Genomic DNA, 18,199 nt, shown 5'->3' on the forward strand with positions numbered 1-18,199 from the left:
AAAATAAAACAAATTTCTATTTATTTATTCGATGGGAAATGATAAATTATGATTGATTAGTTCAACGAGATATAAGTCTGATGTCTTACATCTTCTCTCCTGTTTCCATCAATTTTAAAAGAATGCAGGATAAAATACCCTTTTCACAAGGATAGGAGAAGGCAAGAGTCGGTCTTTTTTCGCGAGACTTTTCTGAAACTTTTAAATTTTATAGGGGGTTATGTTTTGAAGAAGCGCAAAATTGGACTTGCATTGTCCTTAGTCGTAGCAGCAGGAACCATCCTTGGAGCATGCGGCAACTCTGGCTCAAACAGCGGTGAAAACAAAAAAGATAAAGATCAATTCACTGTTGCAATGGTAACTGATGTCGGTGGTGTCGATGACAAATCGTTTAACCAATCTGCTTGGGAAGGTTTACAAGCATTTGGGAAAGACAACAATTTAACAAAAGGTAAAAACGGCTTTGATTACTTACAATCCAAAACGGATGCAGATTATCCAACAAATTTAAATACACTTGTTAGACAAAAATTTAACCTGATTTATGGTATCGGCTATAAAATGGAGAGTGCCATTTCTAAAATAGCTGATCAGCGAAAAGATTCCAAATTTGCAATTGTGGATGCAGTTGTTGATAAGAAGAACGTAGCTAGTATTACATTTAACGAAAACGAAGGGTCATTCCTTGTAGGTGTTGCAGCGGCTCTTTCTACAAAATCAAACAAAATTGGTTTTGTTGGCGGCGTTGATTCTGAATTAATCAGAAAATTCGAAGTTGGTTTCCGTGCAGGCGTTGAAGCAGCTAATCCAAAAGCAAAAGTTGAAGTGAAATATGCTGGTGCATTTGATAAAGCAGACATCGGTAAAGCAACAGCTGAAAGTATGTACAAATCTGGCGTTGACATTATTTATCATGCAGCTGGAGGTACTGGAACGGGTGTCTTTACAGAAGCAACCAATTTAAAAAAAGCAGATCCAAATCGAAATGTTTGGGTCATTGGTGTTGATAAAGACCAGTATGACGAAGGTAAAGTACCTGGAACAAAACAAAGTGTCACTCTTACTTCTATGATTAAGAAAGTAGACACAGCGGTACAAGACTTAACAACAAAAGCAAAAGAAGGTAAATTCCCTGGTGGCGAAGTCATCACGTACGGTCTGAAAGAAGGCGGCGTTGACATCTCTCCATCTCAAGAGAATCTTGATAAAGATGTATTGAAGAAAATCGAAGAATGGAAACAAAAAATCATCAAGGGTGAAGTGAAAATCCCTGCAACACGTGATGAACTAAAAGATTTTAAAGCTTAATTTGTGCATCGGGATAAGCGCGTCTTATCCCCTTGCCTCTCCTTTACCTCCTCTTTATCCGTAAAAGGTGGTAAAAGAAAAGCTGCAGCCTTGTTTTGCAGCTTTTCTTTTGCTAGTTTTTATCTTCATCAGCACCCTAAAAAAGGAGCGGTTAAACCTGTGGATTATGTCATTGAAATGTTGAATATACGCAAAGAATTCCCTGGCATTGTAGCAAATGATAACATTACGCTACAGCTAAAGAAGGGCGAAATTCATGCGCTGCTTGGTGAAAACGGCGCTGGAAAATCAACGCTTATGAACGTGCTTTTCGGACTGTATCAGCCTGAAAAAGGTGAAATCAAGGTACACGGAAAAACGGTTACAATCTCAAGTCCAAATGATGCAAGTGATTTAGGCATTGGAATGGTCCATCAGCATTTTATGCTAGTTGATACATTTACTGTGGCTGAAAACATCATTTTAGGAAAAGAGCCAAAGAAATTTGGAAAGATTGACAAAGAACAAGCCATTCAGCAAGTGCAGGAACTTTCTGACCGTTATGGACTGAAAATAGATCCTGCCGCTAAAGTATCTGACATCTCAGTCGGTATGCAGCAGCGAGCAGAAATCTTAAAAACACTATACCGCGGCGCTGACATCTTGATCTTCGACGAACCAACAGCCGTCTTAACACCTCAAGAAATAAAAGAACTCATACAAATTATGAAAAACTTAATCAATGAAGGCAAATCCATTATTTTAATTACCCACAAGCTAAAAGAAATTATGGATGCCTGTCATCGCGTGACCATTATCCGAAAAGGGCAAGGTATTCGTACACTTGATGTGGAACACACAAACAAAGACGAGCTTGCCAGCTTAATGGTCGGCCGCGAAGTCTCATTTAAAACAGACAAAAAAGCAGCCTCCCCTGCTGAAGAAGTCTTGCAAATTCAAGATCTCACTGTCAAAGATACGCGAGGAATTGAAGCCGTGAAACAACTCAATTTATCAGTGAAAGCCGGTGAGATTGTCGGAATTGCGGGTGTAGACGGAAATGGTCAATCTGAATTAATTGAAGCCATTACAGGTCTGAAAAAATCCGAATCTGGCACGATCATGCTAAACGGGAAAGCCATTCAAAATCTCCCGCCTCGTAAGGTCACAGAATCTGGTATCGGACACATTCCTCAAGACCGTCATAAGCACGGACTTGTCCTTGATTTTTCAATTGGAGAAAATATTTCCTTACAAACGTATTATCAGCGTCCATATTCGAAGTTTGGCTTGATGAATATGAAAAATATTTATCAAAAAGCAAAACAAATCATTGCTGAATACGACGTACGGACGCCTAGTGAATATACAGAAGCACGTGCGCTATCAGGGGGTAACCAGCAAAAAGCCATTATTGGCCGTGAAGTGGACCGAAACCCTGATTTATTAATTGCCGCACAGCCGACACGCGGACTTGACGTCGGAGCCATTGAGTTTGTTCATAAGCGTCTGATTGAACAAAGGGATGCAGGCAAAGCCGTTCTGCTCATTTCCTTTGAGCTTGATGAAATTATCAATGTCAGTGATAAGATTGCCGTTATTTTCGAAGGCAGCATTATTGCCATTGTTGATCCAAAAGAAACAACAGAGCAAGAACTTGGTCTGTTAATGGCTGGAAGTACGCAACAGGAAGTGGGGAAAGAAGCAAATGTCTAATCGCTTAACAAATCTGCTGATTCCGCTTATAGCCATTGTACTTGGTCTTTTCGTTGGGGCCATCATTATGCTGGCAAGCGGTTATAGTGTCATCGAAGGTTATAGCGCCCTTTGGAATGGCGTATTCGGTGAAACGTATTATATGGGAGAAACCATCCGACAAGTCACGCCCTATATTTTATCAGGACTTGCTGTTGCCTTTGCATTTCGGACAGGCCTCTTTAATATCGGGGTAGAAGGTCAACTTCTCATTGGCTGGATTGCATCTGTATGGATAGGAACAACCGTCCATGCACCTGCGTATATCCACCTGCCTCTTGCACTGATCACTGCAGCTGCTGCTGGTGCATTATGGGGCTTTATTCCTGGGTTTTTAAAAGCACGTTTTTATGTTCATGAAGTGATTGTCACTATTATGATGAACTACATTGCACTTCATGTGACTAATTTTATTATTACAAATGTTCTTACAGATCATAAAGATAAAACAGATAATATTAATTCGACTGCCTCATTACACTCTGATTTTTTTGAAAAAATCACTGATTTTTCAAGCATGCATAACGGAATCATTGTAGCTGTCCTATCTGCCGTTATTATGTGGATCATTATCCAAAAAACCTCTAAAGGGTTTGAATTGCGTGCTGTTGGTATGAATCAACACGCATCCCAATATGCTGGAATGAATGTGAGAAAAAACATTATATATTCCATGCTCATTTCTGGTGCCTTTGCAGGTCTTGCAGGTGCGATGGAAGGGCTCGGAACCTTTGAATATGCATCAATAAAAGATGCCTTCACTGGCGTTGGTTTTGATGGAATCGCTGTTGCCTTATTAGGCGGAAATACAGCTATTGGTGTCGTCTTAGCGGCATTATTGCTTGGTGGATTGAAAGTCGGTGCTTTAAACATGCCGCTTGAATCTGGCGTACCGACTGAGGTCGTTGATATTGTGATTGCGATCATTATTCTTTTCGTTGCCTCAAGCTATATCATCCGTCTTGTCATTCAACAATTGAAGAAAAAGGGGGGAAAATAAGTGGGATTTCTGCAAATTCTTGAAATCATCGTCCCGGCTACACTTGTATATGCTGCACCACTTATTTTAACCGCTCTTGGAGGCGTCTTTTCAGAAAGATCAGGTGTCGTCAATATTGGTCTTGAAGGTTTGATGGTCGTCGGAGCATTTTCTAGTATTATCTTTAACTTAATGTTTGCTGATACGTTTGGTGCCTTGACCCCGTGGCTCGGTCTTCTTGTTGGTATGGCCATTGGCGGCGTGTTCTCACTCATTCACGCTGTTGCCACTATTACGTTCAGAGCAGATCAAACGGTCAGTGGTGTTGCGATTAACATGCTTGCCCTTGGTGCTACGCTGTTTGTTGTCAAACTGATTTATGGCAAAGCACAAACAGATAAAATTACAGAACCTTTCTATAAAGGAGATATTCCCCTTTTAAGTGACATTCCGATCATTGGTGATATTTTCTTTAAAGATGTGTATTATACGTCCATTCTCGCATTAGTTCTTGCGGTTGTCGCTTGGTTTGTTTTATTTAAAATGCCGTTTGGCTTGCGACTTCGTGCAGTCGGAGAGCATCCAATGGCAGCTGATACAATGGGAATCAAGGTATACCGGATGCGCTATATCGGCGTCTTCATTAGTGGTCTATTTGGCGGTCTTGGCGGAGCTGTGTATGCATCGACCATCGCTCTTGATTTCTCACACGCCACCATTACAGGACAAGGCTTCATTGCGCTAGCCGCCCTTGTTTTCGGGAAATGGCACCCATTTGGCGCTATGGGCGCTGCTTTATTCTTTGGATTTGCACAAAGCTTAAGCATCATTGGCTCTCTGCTTCCGCTGTTTCAAGATATCCCGAACGTGTACATGCTCATTGCACCATATGTGCTGACGATCCTAGCTCTTACTGGCTTCATTGGACGAGCAGACGCACCAAAAGCACTTGGTACCCCTTATTTAAAAGGAAAACGATAAATAAATACCATGTATGATCAATCCCCTGAAGGACAAACTATCTTCAGGGGATTTTTGTATGATAAAAACGACAAAACCCCCGTTTATTTTACTTTTATTACACTTAATTTAGTTTAATAAATAGATGAGTGTCACAGAATCTTCTACAATTGAGACAAATAGCATTTGGGGGTGTTTATGTGGCTAATACACAACAATTGAAATCGATTACAAACGATTCTGACAATAATAAAAGCGTTTTCCGAAAAATTCTTTCTTGGAAAATTGGTGTTATTGATCTACCTGTGTATATAGTGCTTGCAGCGATTATTTTAACTGCCGCTTATTTTAATAAAATTCCAGCAAATATGCTTGGTGGTTTCGCTGTTATTATGATTTTGGGGATTTTCCTAGGAGATGTAGGACAACGTATTCCAATCTTAAAAGATATTGGTGGACCGGCGATTCTTTCTTTATTCGTACCATCGTTCCTGGTCTTTTTTCATGTTCTGAATCCAAACTCGTTGGAAGCGGTTACGTCTCTGATGAAAACGTCGAACTTCCTATACTTCTATATATCTGCTCTTGTAGTAGGTAGTATTCTTGGAATGCAACGAACTGTTTTAGTGCAAGGCCTTATTCGTATGTTTGTTCCTCTTGTTGCAGGTACAATTACAGCTGTAGCTGCTGGAATTCTAGTGGGTCTTCTAGTTGGTTACACACCGCATCATTCGTTCTTCTTTATCATTGTACCGATTATTGCCGGTGGTGTCGGTGAAGGGATATTGCCATTATCAATTGCTTATTCACAAATTCTTGGTGTATCAGCAGAGTCATTAATTTCTCAATTGATTCCGGCTGCTGTCATTGGGAACGTCATTGCCATCATTTGTGCTGGCGCAATGAAAAAGCTTGGTGAAAAACGTCCTGAACTAAACGGGAATGGACGACTTGTTAAATCAAAAGAAGCAAATGAAATCTTTGAACAGCCTGACATGGATACTAAAGTTGACTTCAGCTTAATGGGTGCAGGTGTACTTGTTGCTTGTACAACCTTTATCTTTGGCGGCTTATTAGAAAGTTTTGTTCATATTCCAGGTCCAATCTTAATGATTGTTCTTGCTGCATTAATCAAATACTTAAACGTGATGCCTCAGCATTTGCAAAACGGCTCACAGCAGTTCTACAAGTTTGTATCGAAAAGCTTTACATGGCCTCTAATGGTTGGTTTAGGAATTCTATACATTCCACTTGATGATGTGGCCACTGTTATTTCGATTCCTTTCGTATGTGTATGTATTGCTGTTGTTCTAGGCATGGTTGGTTCTGGTTACTTTGTTGGTAAATTCATGAACATGTATCCAGTTGAATCTGCCATTGTGACTGGTTGTCACAGTGGATTAGGCGGTACTGGTGATGTTGCGATTCTTTCAGCTTCTGGAAGAATGGGCCTTATGCCTTTCGCTCAAGTCTCTACACGTCTTGGCGGAGCAGCAACCGTTATTTGCGCAACAATCTTACTTAGAATGTTTACTTAAAAAAGAAACAAAAAGCATGTCCTTTTCGTAAGGGACATGCTTTTTTTATATTTCTTTTCTCCCATACATCCTCATTCATCAGCTAATACAATTCGTATATACTCCCGAGGCTGAAAAGGATACTGTTTCGCCTGCGGATAGGTCATATGGAGGAGTTGTTCAGAAAATAGCGGCCATTCACTCCCGGCCTGCCACCTTTTTTGATCATTTCGTTCAATCAAGAATGCTCCTCCTAAAATCGTGCAGAATATGCTTAAGCTGATGGCGATCTTTCGTTTCATTTGATCAGCTCCTTTAAGAAAAGCATGTACGAAATACAAAACAATATACAACGAGTTTCATTTTTGATAAAATATTTTTTGTGGTCAAAAGAACTCAAAACAAATTCAATTTGCCGTAAATCAGTTCAAACCAATGCACTATGTCTGTATTTACGCTATAATTTTAATTACCAGTTCTTTAGAACGTGAATTTATATTGATCAAAGGAGGTTCATTTTCTTGCAGCTTATTCACTTCGCCATCCTATCACCTTTTTTACTTGCCTTTGTCGTCCCTTTTCTCTTTAAATACGTAAGGCGTATACATACAGGATGGTTTGTTCTCATCTTGCCTATTCTTTTATTCACCTATTTCATCCAAATGCTCCAGATCACTTCGAATGGACGAACGTTGTTCTCACAAGCTGAATGGATTCCCTCTCTAGGGATGAATTTCACTGTGTATGTAGATGGTCTCAGCCTGTTATTTGCTTTACTCATCACAGGTATTGGTGCACTTGTGGTACTGTACAGTATTTTCTACTTATCAAAGGAAAAAGAACAGCTTGGCTCTTTCTATACGTATTTATTAATGTTTATGACCGCTATGCTTGGTGTTGTTCTCTCTGACAACATGGTCGTACTTTATTTGTTCTGGGAGCTAACAAGTATCTCTTCCTTCCTCTTAATTGGGTATTGGTATAAGCGTGAGCGTTCTCGTTACGGAGCAACCAAATCACTGCTTATTACTGTGTTTGGCGGATTAGCTATGCTTGGCGGCTTCATCCTCATTTACCTGATCACTGATTCATTCAGTATTCGCGAAGCAGTCAATCAGCTTCAGCTCATTATGGCATCACCTTATTTCATCCCTGCGATGGTTCTCATTTTACTAGGGGCCTTCACGAAATCAGCGCAGTTCCCATTTTATATTTGGCTGCCTGATGCTATGGAAGCACCAACCCCTGTAAGCAGTTATCTGCATTCTGCTACTATGGTCAAAGCCGGTATTTATCTGGTTGCCCGCTTTAGTCCGATTTTTGCTATATCAGAGGTGTGGTTTTGGACCATTTCGATTGTCGGACTTATCACACTATTCTGGGGATCTTTCCACGCCGTTCGGCAAAATGATTTGAAAGCCATTCTGGCCTTCTCGACAGTGAGTCAACTCGGTATGATTATGCTCATGCTAGGAGTAGGCGCAGCTGCCATTCATGAAAACAACCCTGCCTTTTTTGGCGCAGCCGTTCTTGCTGCTATTTTTCATCTCATTAACCACGCGACTTTTAAAGGAAGTCTCTTTATGGCAGCAGGGATTATCGATCACGAAACAGGTACACGTGATATTCGCAAATTAGGTGGATTAATGACCATCATGCCAATTACCTTTACAATTACGTTAATTGGTACATTCTCGATGGCTGGACTCCCGCCTTTTAATGGATTTTTAAGTAAAGAGCTATTTTTCACAAGTATGATTCGGATTTCTGACATCAGCTTTACGGATGTTTCAACATGGGGGGCTGTCTTCCCTGCTATCGCTTGGCTCGCTAGTGTGTTTACGTTCATCTACAGTATGATGATCGTCTTCAAAACATTTAGAGGCCGTCTGAATGTCGATCAATTGGAGAAAAAACCGCATGAAGCACCGATTGGTATGCTGATCCCGCCAATTATTTTAGCTGCACTTGTGGTCACATTTTTCTTTTTCCCTAATATTCTTGCCTATTCTGTCATTGAACCTGCCATTCAAGCGATCATTCCAGAAGCCATTCAAACAGGAAGCCGCTTTGCCGTAAAAATTGAAGCGTGGCATGGATTCCAGCCAGAGCTTTACATGACAATTGGTGTAGTTGCGCTCGGTACCATTGGCTATTTAACGCTGTCAAAATGGCGCCCAATGTACAACATATTTAAGGAAAAATGGTCATTTAACGCTTTGTATGATCGTTCGCTTATAGGTGTAGAAAAAGGGGCTTACCGCCTAACAAACAGCTATATGACAGGATTCCTTCGTGACTATCTTGTCTATGTATTTGGTTTTATGATTATCGTGCTGGGCAGCGTGATGTTCTACAAACAAGCCTTCTCATTTCAAACTGAGCACGCTGCATCAATCGGCACGTACGAAGCCATCCTTTCACTTGTGATGGTCGCAGCGACAGTCACGACTGTATTTGCTCGTTCACGCTTAACAGCTATTATTGCGCTAGGTGTTATGGGCTACACGCTGTCACTATTCTTCGTGATTTTCAGAGCACCTGACCTTGCGCTGACACAGCTCATTATTGAAACCATTTCTGTCGCGCTGTTTTTACTTTGCTTCTATCATTTGCCAAAGCTGAGTCTGAAGCAAAAAACACGAAGATTTAAATTAACAAATTTGATCATCTCATTAGGTGTTGGAGTCGTTGTCACCTGTCTTGCTTTCGCTTCAACAAGCCAGCAGTCTCTTGACACGATTTCAACGTACTTCATTGAAAACAGCTACAAACTGGCTGGCGGAGACAATATTGTCAATGTCATTCTTGTCGATTTCAGGGGCTTTGATACACTCTTTGAGATTACAGTGCTGGCCATTGCGGCACTCGGTATTTATGGATTATTGAAGGTAAAAGCACAAGGAAAACGGAAGAGAGGCGTACGGCGATGAGAAAGATTGATACGAATGATATGCTCTTACAAGTCACTACTAAAATTACAGCATTCATCATCTTGCTTTTCTCACTTCACCTATTTCTTGCAGGACATAACAATCCTGGCGGAGGATTCATTGGCGGTTTGATGAGTGCTGGTGCTGTCGTCCTTCTGCTTTTAGCCTATGACCTTAAAACAGTCAGACGCATTTTACCATTTGACTTTATTTATGTGGCTGGTGTCGGTTTGCTCGTTGCCATCCTAACAGGTATGGGATCTTTTCTGTTCGGAGCGCCTTTCCTATCCCATGCATTTGATTATTTCCAACTGCCGTTTCTAGGGAAAACAGAACTGGCGACAGCGGTCCTGTTTGATATCGGTGTGTATTTAGTTGTTGTTGGTGTCACCATGACCATTATTCAAACGATTGGAGAGAAGGAATAATGGAATTTCTAATGTCTATTATCGTCGGAATCATTTTTATGGCAGCGACCTATTTAATGCTTTCAAAAAGCCTTCTGCGGGTCATCGTCGGTACTGCCGTTTTAAGTCACGGCGTCCATTTGCTTCTATTAACAATGGGCGGCTTAAAAAAGGGAGCACCTCCTATTTTGAAAGAGGGGCTCACATCCTATGTAGATCCATTGCCACAAGCATTAATTTTAACAGCCATTGTCATTGCTTTTGGTGTAACATCCTTTTTGCTCGTGATGGCCTTCCGTGCCTTCCAAGAGCTGAGAACAGATGACATGGATCAAATGAGAGGAAATGATCAGCATGAATAATCTCGTGATCCTGCCTATATTAATACCATTACTAGCTGCTACATTATTGATTTTTATGAATAAAAACACCATGCTGTCGAGAGGCTTTAGTGTGTTTGCATCTCTTTTAGCCATTATCTGTAATGTCTATTTGGTCCAAACGATTTTCACAAACGGCATACAAACCCTTTACCTAGGCGGCTGGAAAGCACCGTTTGGCATTGCCCTTGTGGCCGATCAGTTTGCTGCACTTCTTGTTTTGACCGCTTCCATTGTTGGACTTGTCACGGTTCTTTTTTCCTTTCAAACGATTGGGAAAGAAAGAGAGCGGCTGTTCTATTATTCTGGTGTCCAATTCTTGTTAGCTGGCGTCAGTGGTGCCTTTTTAACGGGAGATATTTTCAACCTGTTTGTCTTCTTTGAATTGTTGCTGATGGCATCTTATATGCTCATTGTTCTGGGTGGTTCAAAGCCTCAGCTTCGTGAATCACTGAAATACATTGTGTTTAATATTATCTCATCGGCATTATTTATTGTTGGCGTAGCGTGTTTATATGCAGTCACAGGCACACTGAACATGGCTGATTTAAGTGTGAAAATAGCTGAATCTGGGCAAACAGGGTTAATCACCGTGATTGCCATTCTGTTCCTGATTGTATTTGGCTTAAAAGCTGGGGTCTTCCCGCTTTATTTCTGGCTGCCAGGTTCTTATCATGCACCGCCGGCAGCGATTTCAGCTTTGTTTGGCGCACTGCTGACAAAGGTCGGGCTATATGCGATTGCCAGAGTCTTTACGCTCATCTTTATACATGATACAGGTTTTACACATACAATTATGGCTTGGCTAGCCGCTCTAACGGTTATATTCGGTGTCATTGGCTCTATCGCCTATTCTGATGTGCAAAAAATTGTGATTTATAACATTGTCACAGCTGTTGGTGTCATTTTGTTTGGGATTGCGGCCAATACACCGGCATCACTTCAAGGCGCCATTTATTACCTCATTCACGATATGGTGATCAAAGGAGCTCTATTTATGCTCGCAGGGGCACTGTTTGTGTATGCTGGAACCAATCATCTGAAAAAAATGGGTGGGCTGATTCAATCCCAGCCTCTACTCGGCTGGATGTTCTTCATATCGGCTTTATCACTTGCGGGTATTCCTCCGCTAAGTGGATTTGTTGGCAAGCTGAAAATTGTTGAAGGTGGGTTTTCTGCTGGGTACATGACGTTCTCTATCCTTGTTTTACTGTCCAGTCTTCTTGTCCTTTATTCTGTTATGAGGATTTTCATGCTCGCGTTTTGGGGAGAGGATCAGGATATGCGAAGAAGAAAGCCATCCATTAGAGGAATGGTGTATCCTGGGGTACTGCTTGTTATCTTATCGCTTGCGATTGGATTAGGCACAGAATTCATTGCACCTTATATCAATCAAGCTGCGGAAATGCTTTCAACACCAGAAAAATATATTCAAGCTGTGCTGAAGGAGTAGATGAACATGGCCTTTCAAATATTATTAAACGCTCTCCTCGCCTTTACATGGATGTTTATGAATGATACATACAGAGCTGCAGACTTTGTATCAGGCTTTGCACTAGGGATGATCGCCATTTTTATGCTACGGCGATTCTTCCCGCAACGTTTTTACGGCTATGCCCTTTATGCGATTTTCAAGCTCGTCATCATTTTTATCAGAGAGCTGCTTCTTGCCAATTTGAGTGTACTCAAGACGGTGTTATCTCCAAAGCTTAAGATCAAGCCTGGTATTTTCGCCTTTCGTACAGATTTAAAAACAGATTGGGAAATCACCATACTGGCCAATATGATTACATTAACACCTGGTACACTGGTCATCGATATTTCCGATGATCGTTCGATTTTATACATTCATGCGATGGATATTGAAGATGCTGAAAAAGCCATCCACGATATTCGGGTATCATTTGAAAAAGCGATTCAGGAGGTGAGCGGTAAGTAATGGAACTGATCTTGCAAATGTCACTTGGAATTCTTGCGCTGTCTACTTTGCTTTTTGTGATACGGGTCATCAAAGGACCTTCTATCCCAGATCGCGTTAGTGCGCTTGATGCGATAGGAATCAATTTAATTGGGATGACAGCCATCGTGTCTATCTTACTGAAAACCACTACGTTCTTTGAAATTATTTTACTGCTCGGTATTCTTGCCTTTATCGGCACTGTCGCTTTTTCCAAATTCCTTGAGAAAGGGGAAGTGATTGAAAATGATCGTCATCGCTAAAGCGATCGTGATTTTCTTTATTCTGCTTGGCGCCATCCTCTGCTTGATTTCAGCCATTGGTGTCCTTCGCCTGCCGGATGTTTACACACGTATGCATGCTGCATCAAAAGCATCGACACTTGGTGTTGTTCTCATTTTAGTTGGTGTGTTCTTTCATGAATGGTTTCTTGCAGGGATCATCTCTGCGAAAATCCTGCTTGGGATTGTCTTTATCTTTCTGACCGCACCAGTCGGCGCTCATTTGATCGGAAGAGCCGCTTACAACACTGGTGTGAAAATGGACAAACGAAGTGTCCAAGATGATTATGGCGGTTTCCGTAACTTTGTCATTAAACGAAAAGAAGACTCTTATTTATAAATGAAGAATATGACATTCAGGTCTTGTTCAGTTTACCTGCATGTTCATAAAAGGGTATTAAAAAAAGCTTCCGCTGCACCGGGAGCTTTTTTATATGCGATCAATGACAGCGAGTGTACATCTTGACGTACAGATATGACGGTCTCGATCATCTTTTATATCGATTTGGAATACCATTGTACGCCGTCCAACATGTACAGGAACAGCTGTAGCTGTCACCACTCCATCACGTACAGATTTTAAATGATTGGCATTGATTTCAATACCTGAACAAACCTGCTTCGTTAAATCCAAATGAGCAGCAGCACCCATGCTTGCCACTGTTTCTGCTAGAGCAGCTGATGCTCCTCCGTGCAGTAATCCAAATGGCTGTTTTGTTCGGTGATCGACTGGCATTGTCGCCACGCATCGTGACGTATTGCATTCCACAATCTCAATCCCCAGTGCCTCAAGCAGTGTATTTGAACCACTCACATCCATCAAGGCCCTCTCCCTTCACACGTTTACAGGACACTTTCCGATTTTGCAATTAACACCGCTTCCGTTCGAGATCCAACATTCAGCTTATTAAAGATGGAGGTCAAACTGTATTCAATCGAGCGTTTGCTCAAATGAAGCACATCGGCGATCTCTTGGTTTGTGTACCCTTTTTCCACTTCTCTTAAGATTAAACATTCACGCTCTGTTAACAGCTCATGATCCGTCTGCTGCGCCTGTTCTGGCTTCTCTTGCTGCTGTGAAATTAATTTCTTTAAATAGGATAGCTGAATGACAACTTCTCCTTGCAATGTGCGGTGTATGTATTCAATGATTTTGTCTTTTGTCTCTGTTTTACTTATTGCACCATGCAATCCAGCTCGAATGGCCTCTTCGAAATAATCATCTACTTCATATCCTGTATAAATGATAATTTTCACTTGTTGATTCGTTTCTAGAATTTGTTTGGCAATGTCCATTCCATTGATATCCCCGAGATTTAAATCCATCAAGATCACATCATAGATGGAAAAGTCATGCGTCTTTAAAAAGGCGCCTTCTGCATCAGGACTTAAACAATCGACTGATAGCTGCTGATCTGATTCTAATATGCTTTTTGTCCCTTCCATGACAGCCGGATGATCATCAATGACCAATATCTTCTTCATGTCTTCCTCCCTTTAAATCACTCACTTCCATTTTATATAAAAGACTTGGCAGATGCCAAGTCTTATTCCTTAAGAAATCGTTACAATTCCATTTCAATTTTCACCTTGAGCCCTTTTTCAGGTGCTGTGTGAATTTGAAGCTTTCCATTTAGAGCTTTGACTCGTTCCCTTATGCCAGAAAGACCCATGCTCATCGTGTGCTGATCAAGCTGGCTTGCATCAAATCCGACTCCATCGTCCTCATAATGGAGAACAACTTGATCTTTAATACAAATGAGCATCACTAAGACTTGGCTGGCCTTAGAATGCTTCAACGCATTGGATAACAGCTCCTGCACAATCCGGTAAATATTCAGCTGTGAGTCAATATCAATGTCCAGTTCTTTATCAAAGCGGGTTGTATTCAGTCTAATATGAAATGGCGCTTCCTCTTGAATTTGCGAAGTCAGCTTCGAAATTGCCTTCACTAACCCCAAATCATAGAGGAGCTGCGGCCGAAGTTCATGACATGTTTCTCTAGTGGTTTGAATCACCTTAGACATTTGTTCATTCCATGAGATCAATGAATTTTCAATAGATGTTGGGCATTGGTTGTTTTGGAAATTGGTTAAGAACATCTCGGACTGTCTCTTCAGTGAAATCAAATCCTGCAGCACAGAATCATGAAGATCCCTCGCTAAATCTGAGCGCTGCTTCTCTTCCATGGCGAACATGACTTTCTTCAGCCAGGCGGGATTGGCTTCCCGCTGTTTCAAATCCTCAAGATGCTCCATCAATTCTTCAATCTTGACGACATTTTCTAAACTGACACTTGTGTAAAATGCCAATGTTTTCAGCCATGAAATTTCATCTCGGGTTAGCTTAGGTGTCCGTAAATTAGATAAACAGCAAATCACAAACGAGTGACCGCCCCGCTCACCAATTTTCATCATGAATCCTTTATCCAACCCGATGATTTTACCAACTTCACCTAAAATATCTTGAAATTGATCTACATACTCTTTCCATAGCTGGCTTTCTTCTATTGATTCATCAATTTCAACAATTTGTCCATCTGCCTTCACTTCAAGCACAAAGGCTTTGTTCACAACAAGTACTTCTAAGATGGTGTATTTTAAATGATACAATACTTGATGAAGTGATGACGCCTCACGAATAAGCTGTGTAAATTTAAAAACGCTGTCCTGATAATTATGCTTTTCCGAAAAACGCTTCAGGCGAAAACGGAAATCGATGATTTCTTTGAAGTAGAAGACGGTGAGCATAAGAATGTACGTGATAATCGTAAATTTCACTGTATAGAAATTTGCATTTGGCTTTTGAATAAAATCAAAAATAACAACCACTAGTATTGTTGGTGTAATCGCTAAAAAACCGTAGTATTTAATCCTCCCCATAAAGAAATCAACATTATACAGTTTATTTGACATAAATTGGTATACTAAGAAAAAAGGAATTAAAAGAACAAACGATGCAACAACATAAGGTGAAATAAAATATATACCAAAAAAATAAGGAATGATAAAAAATAGCATGAATGGACTGAATGCTGAGATTAAAATGAGTGCAAATGCTCGAAGTACATTGCTGACTTCATTGTCTTTCAATTTTTTAGCAGCCCTTATAGTGATAATAATCGAAAGGAAAGCCAGAACAAAAAATGAAAGTAAATTGACATATGCTAATAGATCTACTGGTCCTGCTTTATTTTTATAGAATAAAACTAATAAAACGTTAGTAACTGGAACTAGATACAAATAAAAAAGAACTCGACGACGAATAATCTCTGTTCCTAATTCTTTTAAATATTGATACATAAAGTGCATATATAGTGGAGGTACAATATTCATTGTAACGATTACAAGAATACGACTGATAGCCTCTCCTTTTCCAGAACCACCAGAACTTACATAACCTATAGACACCGCCAAAAGAAATAAAGCTAAAATATAAGCTGACTCTTTTTGGTTTGCTTTATTCATTTTTAAAATCATAAATATACAAAATAGACAGATGGAATAAAGAATGACTGGTATTAGATAAATAAACAGATTCGCTTGACTCAATAACCTTACATTCTCTAAATCAATTTTATCACCATGTCTATCAACGACTAAACTTTTAACATTAGCTAAAAAACCTCTTTTAACTTCTTCAACTGGTTTTTTATTCCCATTCACTTCAAGTATGATATCGCCTTTCCTAACTCCAGCTAGATAGCTATCTGTAAAATTATCGACATCCACTACCTCAAGTTGACCGTGACTATTTTCCTTAACAGCTGCTCCAACAAAAATATTAAATACGTTGATATAAGAGATGTAAATCACATAGATGAAGCTAAGGATAACTAATATAACTGTTAACTTAGAGTAAAACTTTCTCATAATATTTATCTACTCAAGCAGTTGCCCATATGATTGCTTTAATAACGTCTTCTTTCTGGAATCCGTCAACAATAATACTTGCAGTTTCTTGATCAACGTGAAGCAATGATGCGTTCCCATTAACGATTTGATTTAATGTTGAAGGATTCTCCACTAAATAACTAACCAATTCCTGAATTTTCATCTTCTCCATCTCCATTTAAAAAAAGTATCAGTTTTTTCTTTTTTGAAGCCTCTAAATGTAGTTTCTTGAATGCTTCTTTAAACTTATTTCTGAGAAGGTTTCTCATAATAAATACATATTGTTGAGCACCAGATTTTTTTAATTTATCCTTTAATTCTTCAGAGCCGGCACTCTTATCCTTTGATTGAAAATAACTGAGCAAGTCTGAACTAGATGGATTAAACTCATTTTTCAAGTAAACTAGCGGTAATGTTTGCATTCTTTTAAAGTCAATATTATCTTTATTAAAAAGACCTAGATAGTCATTTTCAAGCTGTTCCGCCATTCCTAGGTAATAAGCATATTCTTCTACCTTCTTTTCAAAAGAACCTGTTGCCAAAACAACACCTAACACACAAGGTAATACAAACAGTGACCCTGCTTTTAACTTCATGATATTTAAACAATCCTGCTCATTCTCTGGCTCCAGTGTCATATCTATATGCTGCCCTTGCATTGACTGAATGGAATAAGAATATACATTGTTTAAAAGCTTCGCTCCATGATCAAGCTTTGAAAACACATCAAAACTCAATGCAAAGAGAACATTCGCCGCATTAATCGCAATTCCGCTCTGACATTTCATCCAAGGATACGAATCATTATCCTGATCTTCAATATCATCTAATATATCGGCAGATAAGATGAGAAGTTCAATCCCTGCTGCCAGTTTTGTAATCGCTTGCTTGTCTTGTCCGCCAAATGCCTCATAATGTTGGTAAGCCAATTGCCCAAAAGAAAATTCATTCTTTATATCTGTAAATTCGAGAAGCAGCTTTTGTAAATCATTTTGCCTGACTGCATGTTGAATAAAATCAGACATTTTCTGCTTGATTTTTGTATTCTCTAGATAGTTTAGCATACTCGATCTTGATCCTCACCCTCTCGCCTCTTATTTTACTAAAAAGAAATAAGCAAATGTCCACTGACATCACTATTTAACAATTATATAATAATATATCCTTTTTTTGTATGTATTTGGATAAAAAAAAGACTTGATGGTTATCAAGTCTTTAAGAAATTTTCACATATTCATATTTGTCGTATTGATCAATGCTTTTGTTAATGTTATGAAGAGAAGCCGTTGTTTCTCTAATTTCGTTTTCAAGTTTCCATAATAGTTGTTTAAGTTCTTCGATTTCATACTTTTCCATCGATTCCACTCTCCTTTTTTGGAAGATCAATGTATTTGTGTATGTTGATTGGGTCATAAGTATTTGATCTGTTACTAACAGTGTAAATGCTATTGAGTATTTTTTCACCGAAAAGTATGCACAAAATGTGTGCGTGATACCGCAAAATTCAATAGGTCTTTTTTCATCATTTTCAGACTTTTCAAATGATACTTTTATCTCAATTTCAAAGGAAATACGTCATTTTTGCGACATGAACAGGCATCATTCGTCACAATTCTCACGAGACAGAACGTACGATCCCCTCTGTTTCCTCGGTTTTTCATGTTATAGGTCAGACGACAGGCTCTACTGTAGACACCGCAATTTTTTGGCGACATTCACCGAAATTGACCGCAAAAGTACCTATTTTTATGATGAATATGCAAAGGTAGAAAGATCATTTTGATTCTTTATTCGGATTTTCTTCATACATTTAGAACAGATATCCGTCCAAATTCACTTCAATGAGAGAA

At 39.6% G+C, this 18,199-nt stretch carries 19 protein-coding genes; 12 read left to right on the forward strand and 7 right to left on the reverse strand.

Features of this window, described 5'->3' with window-relative positions:
* Positions 1–225: 225 nt before the first annotated feature.
* From NST73_RS14970 to NST73_RS14990, 5 genes are all read left to right on the forward strand, one after another.
* On the forward strand, positions 226–1,308 hold the full coding sequence (locus NST73_RS14970; RefSeq protein WP_017358951.1) for a BMP family protein: 1,083 nt from the start codon (positions 226–228) through the stop codon (positions 1,306–1,308).
* Positions 1,309–1,467: 159 nt separating this feature from the next.
* The gene (locus NST73_RS14975) at positions 1,468–3,003 is read left to right on the forward strand and encodes an ABC transporter ATP-binding protein (RefSeq protein WP_058336865.1); all 1,536 of its coding nucleotides are present in this window, start codon (positions 1,468–1,470) and stop codon (positions 3,001–3,003) included.
* Positions 2,996–4,042 carry an ABC transporter permease gene (locus NST73_RS14980; protein WP_025207902.1) on the forward strand — a complete coding sequence of 349 codons (1,047 nt, stop codon included), beginning with the start codon at positions 2,996–2,998 and terminating at the stop codon, positions 4,040–4,042. The genes NST73_RS14975 and NST73_RS14980 overlap by 8 nt, the downstream gene beginning before the upstream one ends.
* Positions 4,043–5,002, forward strand: coding sequence for an ABC transporter permease (locus NST73_RS14985; protein WP_008345835.1), 960 nt, complete (start codon positions 4,043–4,045; stop codon positions 5,000–5,002).
* 179 nt (positions 5,003–5,181) lie between these two features.
* Positions 5,182–6,519 (forward strand): 2-hydroxycarboxylate transporter family protein, encoded by a 1,338-nt coding sequence (locus NST73_RS14990; protein WP_017367956.1) that lies wholly within the window; start codon positions 5,182–5,184, stop codon positions 6,517–6,519.
* Between the two features lie 71 nt (positions 6,520–6,590).
* On the opposite strand, the gene NST73_RS14995 is transcribed toward NST73_RS14990, so the two are convergent.
* The gene (locus tag NST73_RS14995; RefSeq protein ID WP_019744044.1) at positions 6,591–6,800 is read right to left on the reverse strand and encodes a hypothetical protein; all 210 of its coding nucleotides are present in this window, start codon (positions 6,798–6,800) and stop codon (positions 6,591–6,593) included.
* Between the two features lie 219 nt (positions 6,801–7,019).
* Between NST73_RS14995 and NST73_RS15000 the strand changes: the two genes are divergently transcribed.
* Genes NST73_RS15000 through mnhG form a run of 7 tightly spaced genes read left to right on the forward strand, consistent with a single transcriptional unit; the run spans position 7,020 to position 12,796 of the window.
* Complete coding sequence (locus NST73_RS15000) at positions 7,020–9,431, forward strand: Na+/H+ antiporter subunit A (RefSeq protein WP_072368210.1); 2,412 nt, start codon at positions 7,020–7,022, stop codon at positions 9,429–9,431.
* Entirely contained in the window at positions 9,428–9,859 is a 432-nt protein-coding gene (locus NST73_RS15005) for a Na(+)/H(+) antiporter subunit B (RefSeq protein WP_008345843.1), read from the forward strand. The genes NST73_RS15000 and NST73_RS15005 overlap by 4 nt, the downstream gene beginning before the upstream one ends.
* Positions 9,859–10,200 (forward strand): Na(+)/H(+) antiporter subunit C, encoded by a 342-nt coding sequence (locus tag NST73_RS15010; RefSeq protein ID WP_003213576.1) that lies wholly within the window; start codon positions 9,859–9,861, stop codon positions 10,198–10,200. Before NST73_RS15005 ends, NST73_RS15010 begins: the two co-directional genes overlap by 1 nt.
* Complete coding sequence (locus NST73_RS15015; RefSeq protein WP_058336867.1) at positions 10,193–11,671, forward strand: Na+/H+ antiporter subunit D; 1,479 nt, start codon at positions 10,193–10,195, stop codon at positions 11,669–11,671. The genes NST73_RS15010 and NST73_RS15015 overlap by 8 nt, the downstream gene beginning before the upstream one ends.
* A 6-nt stretch (positions 11,672–11,677) precedes the next feature.
* On the forward strand, positions 11,678–12,157 hold the full coding sequence (locus NST73_RS15020; RefSeq protein WP_008345848.1) for a Na+/H+ antiporter subunit E: 480 nt from the start codon (positions 11,678–11,680) through the stop codon (positions 12,155–12,157).
* On the forward strand, positions 12,157–12,438 hold the full coding sequence (locus tag NST73_RS15025) for a Na(+)/H(+) antiporter subunit F1 (protein WP_008345849.1): 282 nt from the start codon (positions 12,157–12,159) through the stop codon (positions 12,436–12,438). The genes NST73_RS15020 and NST73_RS15025 overlap by 1 nt, the downstream gene beginning before the upstream one ends.
* On the forward strand, positions 12,422–12,796 hold the full coding sequence (gene mnhG, locus NST73_RS15030) for a monovalent cation/H(+) antiporter subunit G (protein WP_003213369.1): 375 nt from the start codon (positions 12,422–12,424) through the stop codon (positions 12,794–12,796). The genes NST73_RS15025 and mnhG overlap by 17 nt, the downstream gene beginning before the upstream one ends.
* Positions 12,797–12,886: 90 nt before the next feature.
* Here the strand turns inward: mnhG and NST73_RS15035 are convergent, their stop codons facing one another.
* From NST73_RS15035 to degQ, 6 genes are all read right to left on the reverse strand, one after another.
* Positions 12,887–13,276, reverse strand: coding sequence for a hotdog fold thioesterase (locus tag NST73_RS15035; protein ID WP_017358943.1), 390 nt, complete (start codon positions 13,274–13,276; stop codon positions 12,887–12,889).
* A gap of 23 nt (positions 13,277–13,299) precedes the next feature.
* Positions 13,300–13,941, reverse strand: a complete 642-nt coding sequence (locus tag NST73_RS15040; protein WP_007500477.1) for a response regulator transcription factor — start codon at positions 13,939–13,941, stop codon at positions 13,300–13,302.
* A gap of 80 nt (positions 13,942–14,021) precedes the next feature.
* Complete coding sequence (locus NST73_RS15045) at positions 14,022–16,328, reverse strand: ATP-binding protein (protein ID WP_073412603.1); 2,307 nt, start codon at positions 16,326–16,328, stop codon at positions 14,022–14,024.
* A 13-nt stretch (positions 16,329–16,341) separates the two neighbouring features.
* Entirely contained in the window at positions 16,342–16,512 is a 171-nt protein-coding gene (gene comX, locus NST73_RS15050) for a competence pheromone ComX (RefSeq protein ID WP_034317154.1), read from the reverse strand.
* Positions 16,490–17,413, reverse strand: coding sequence for a polyprenyl synthetase family protein (locus NST73_RS15055; protein WP_342499179.1), 924 nt, complete (start codon positions 17,411–17,413; stop codon positions 16,490–16,492). Before NST73_RS15055 ends, comX begins: the two co-directional genes overlap by 23 nt.
* Before the next feature lie 151 nt (positions 17,414–17,564).
* A complete protein-coding gene (gene degQ / locus NST73_RS15060) occupies positions 17,565–17,705 on the reverse strand; it encodes a degradation enzyme regulation protein DegQ (RefSeq protein WP_003213123.1) in 141 nt (46 codons plus the stop codon).
* Positions 17,706–18,199 lie beyond the last annotated feature (494 nt).

Origin of the sequence: Bacillus sp. FSL W7-1034 (assembly GCF_038593365.1) — a bacterium.
Lineage (GTDB): Bacteria > Bacillota > Bacilli > Bacillales > Bacillaceae > Bacillus > Bacillus altitudinis.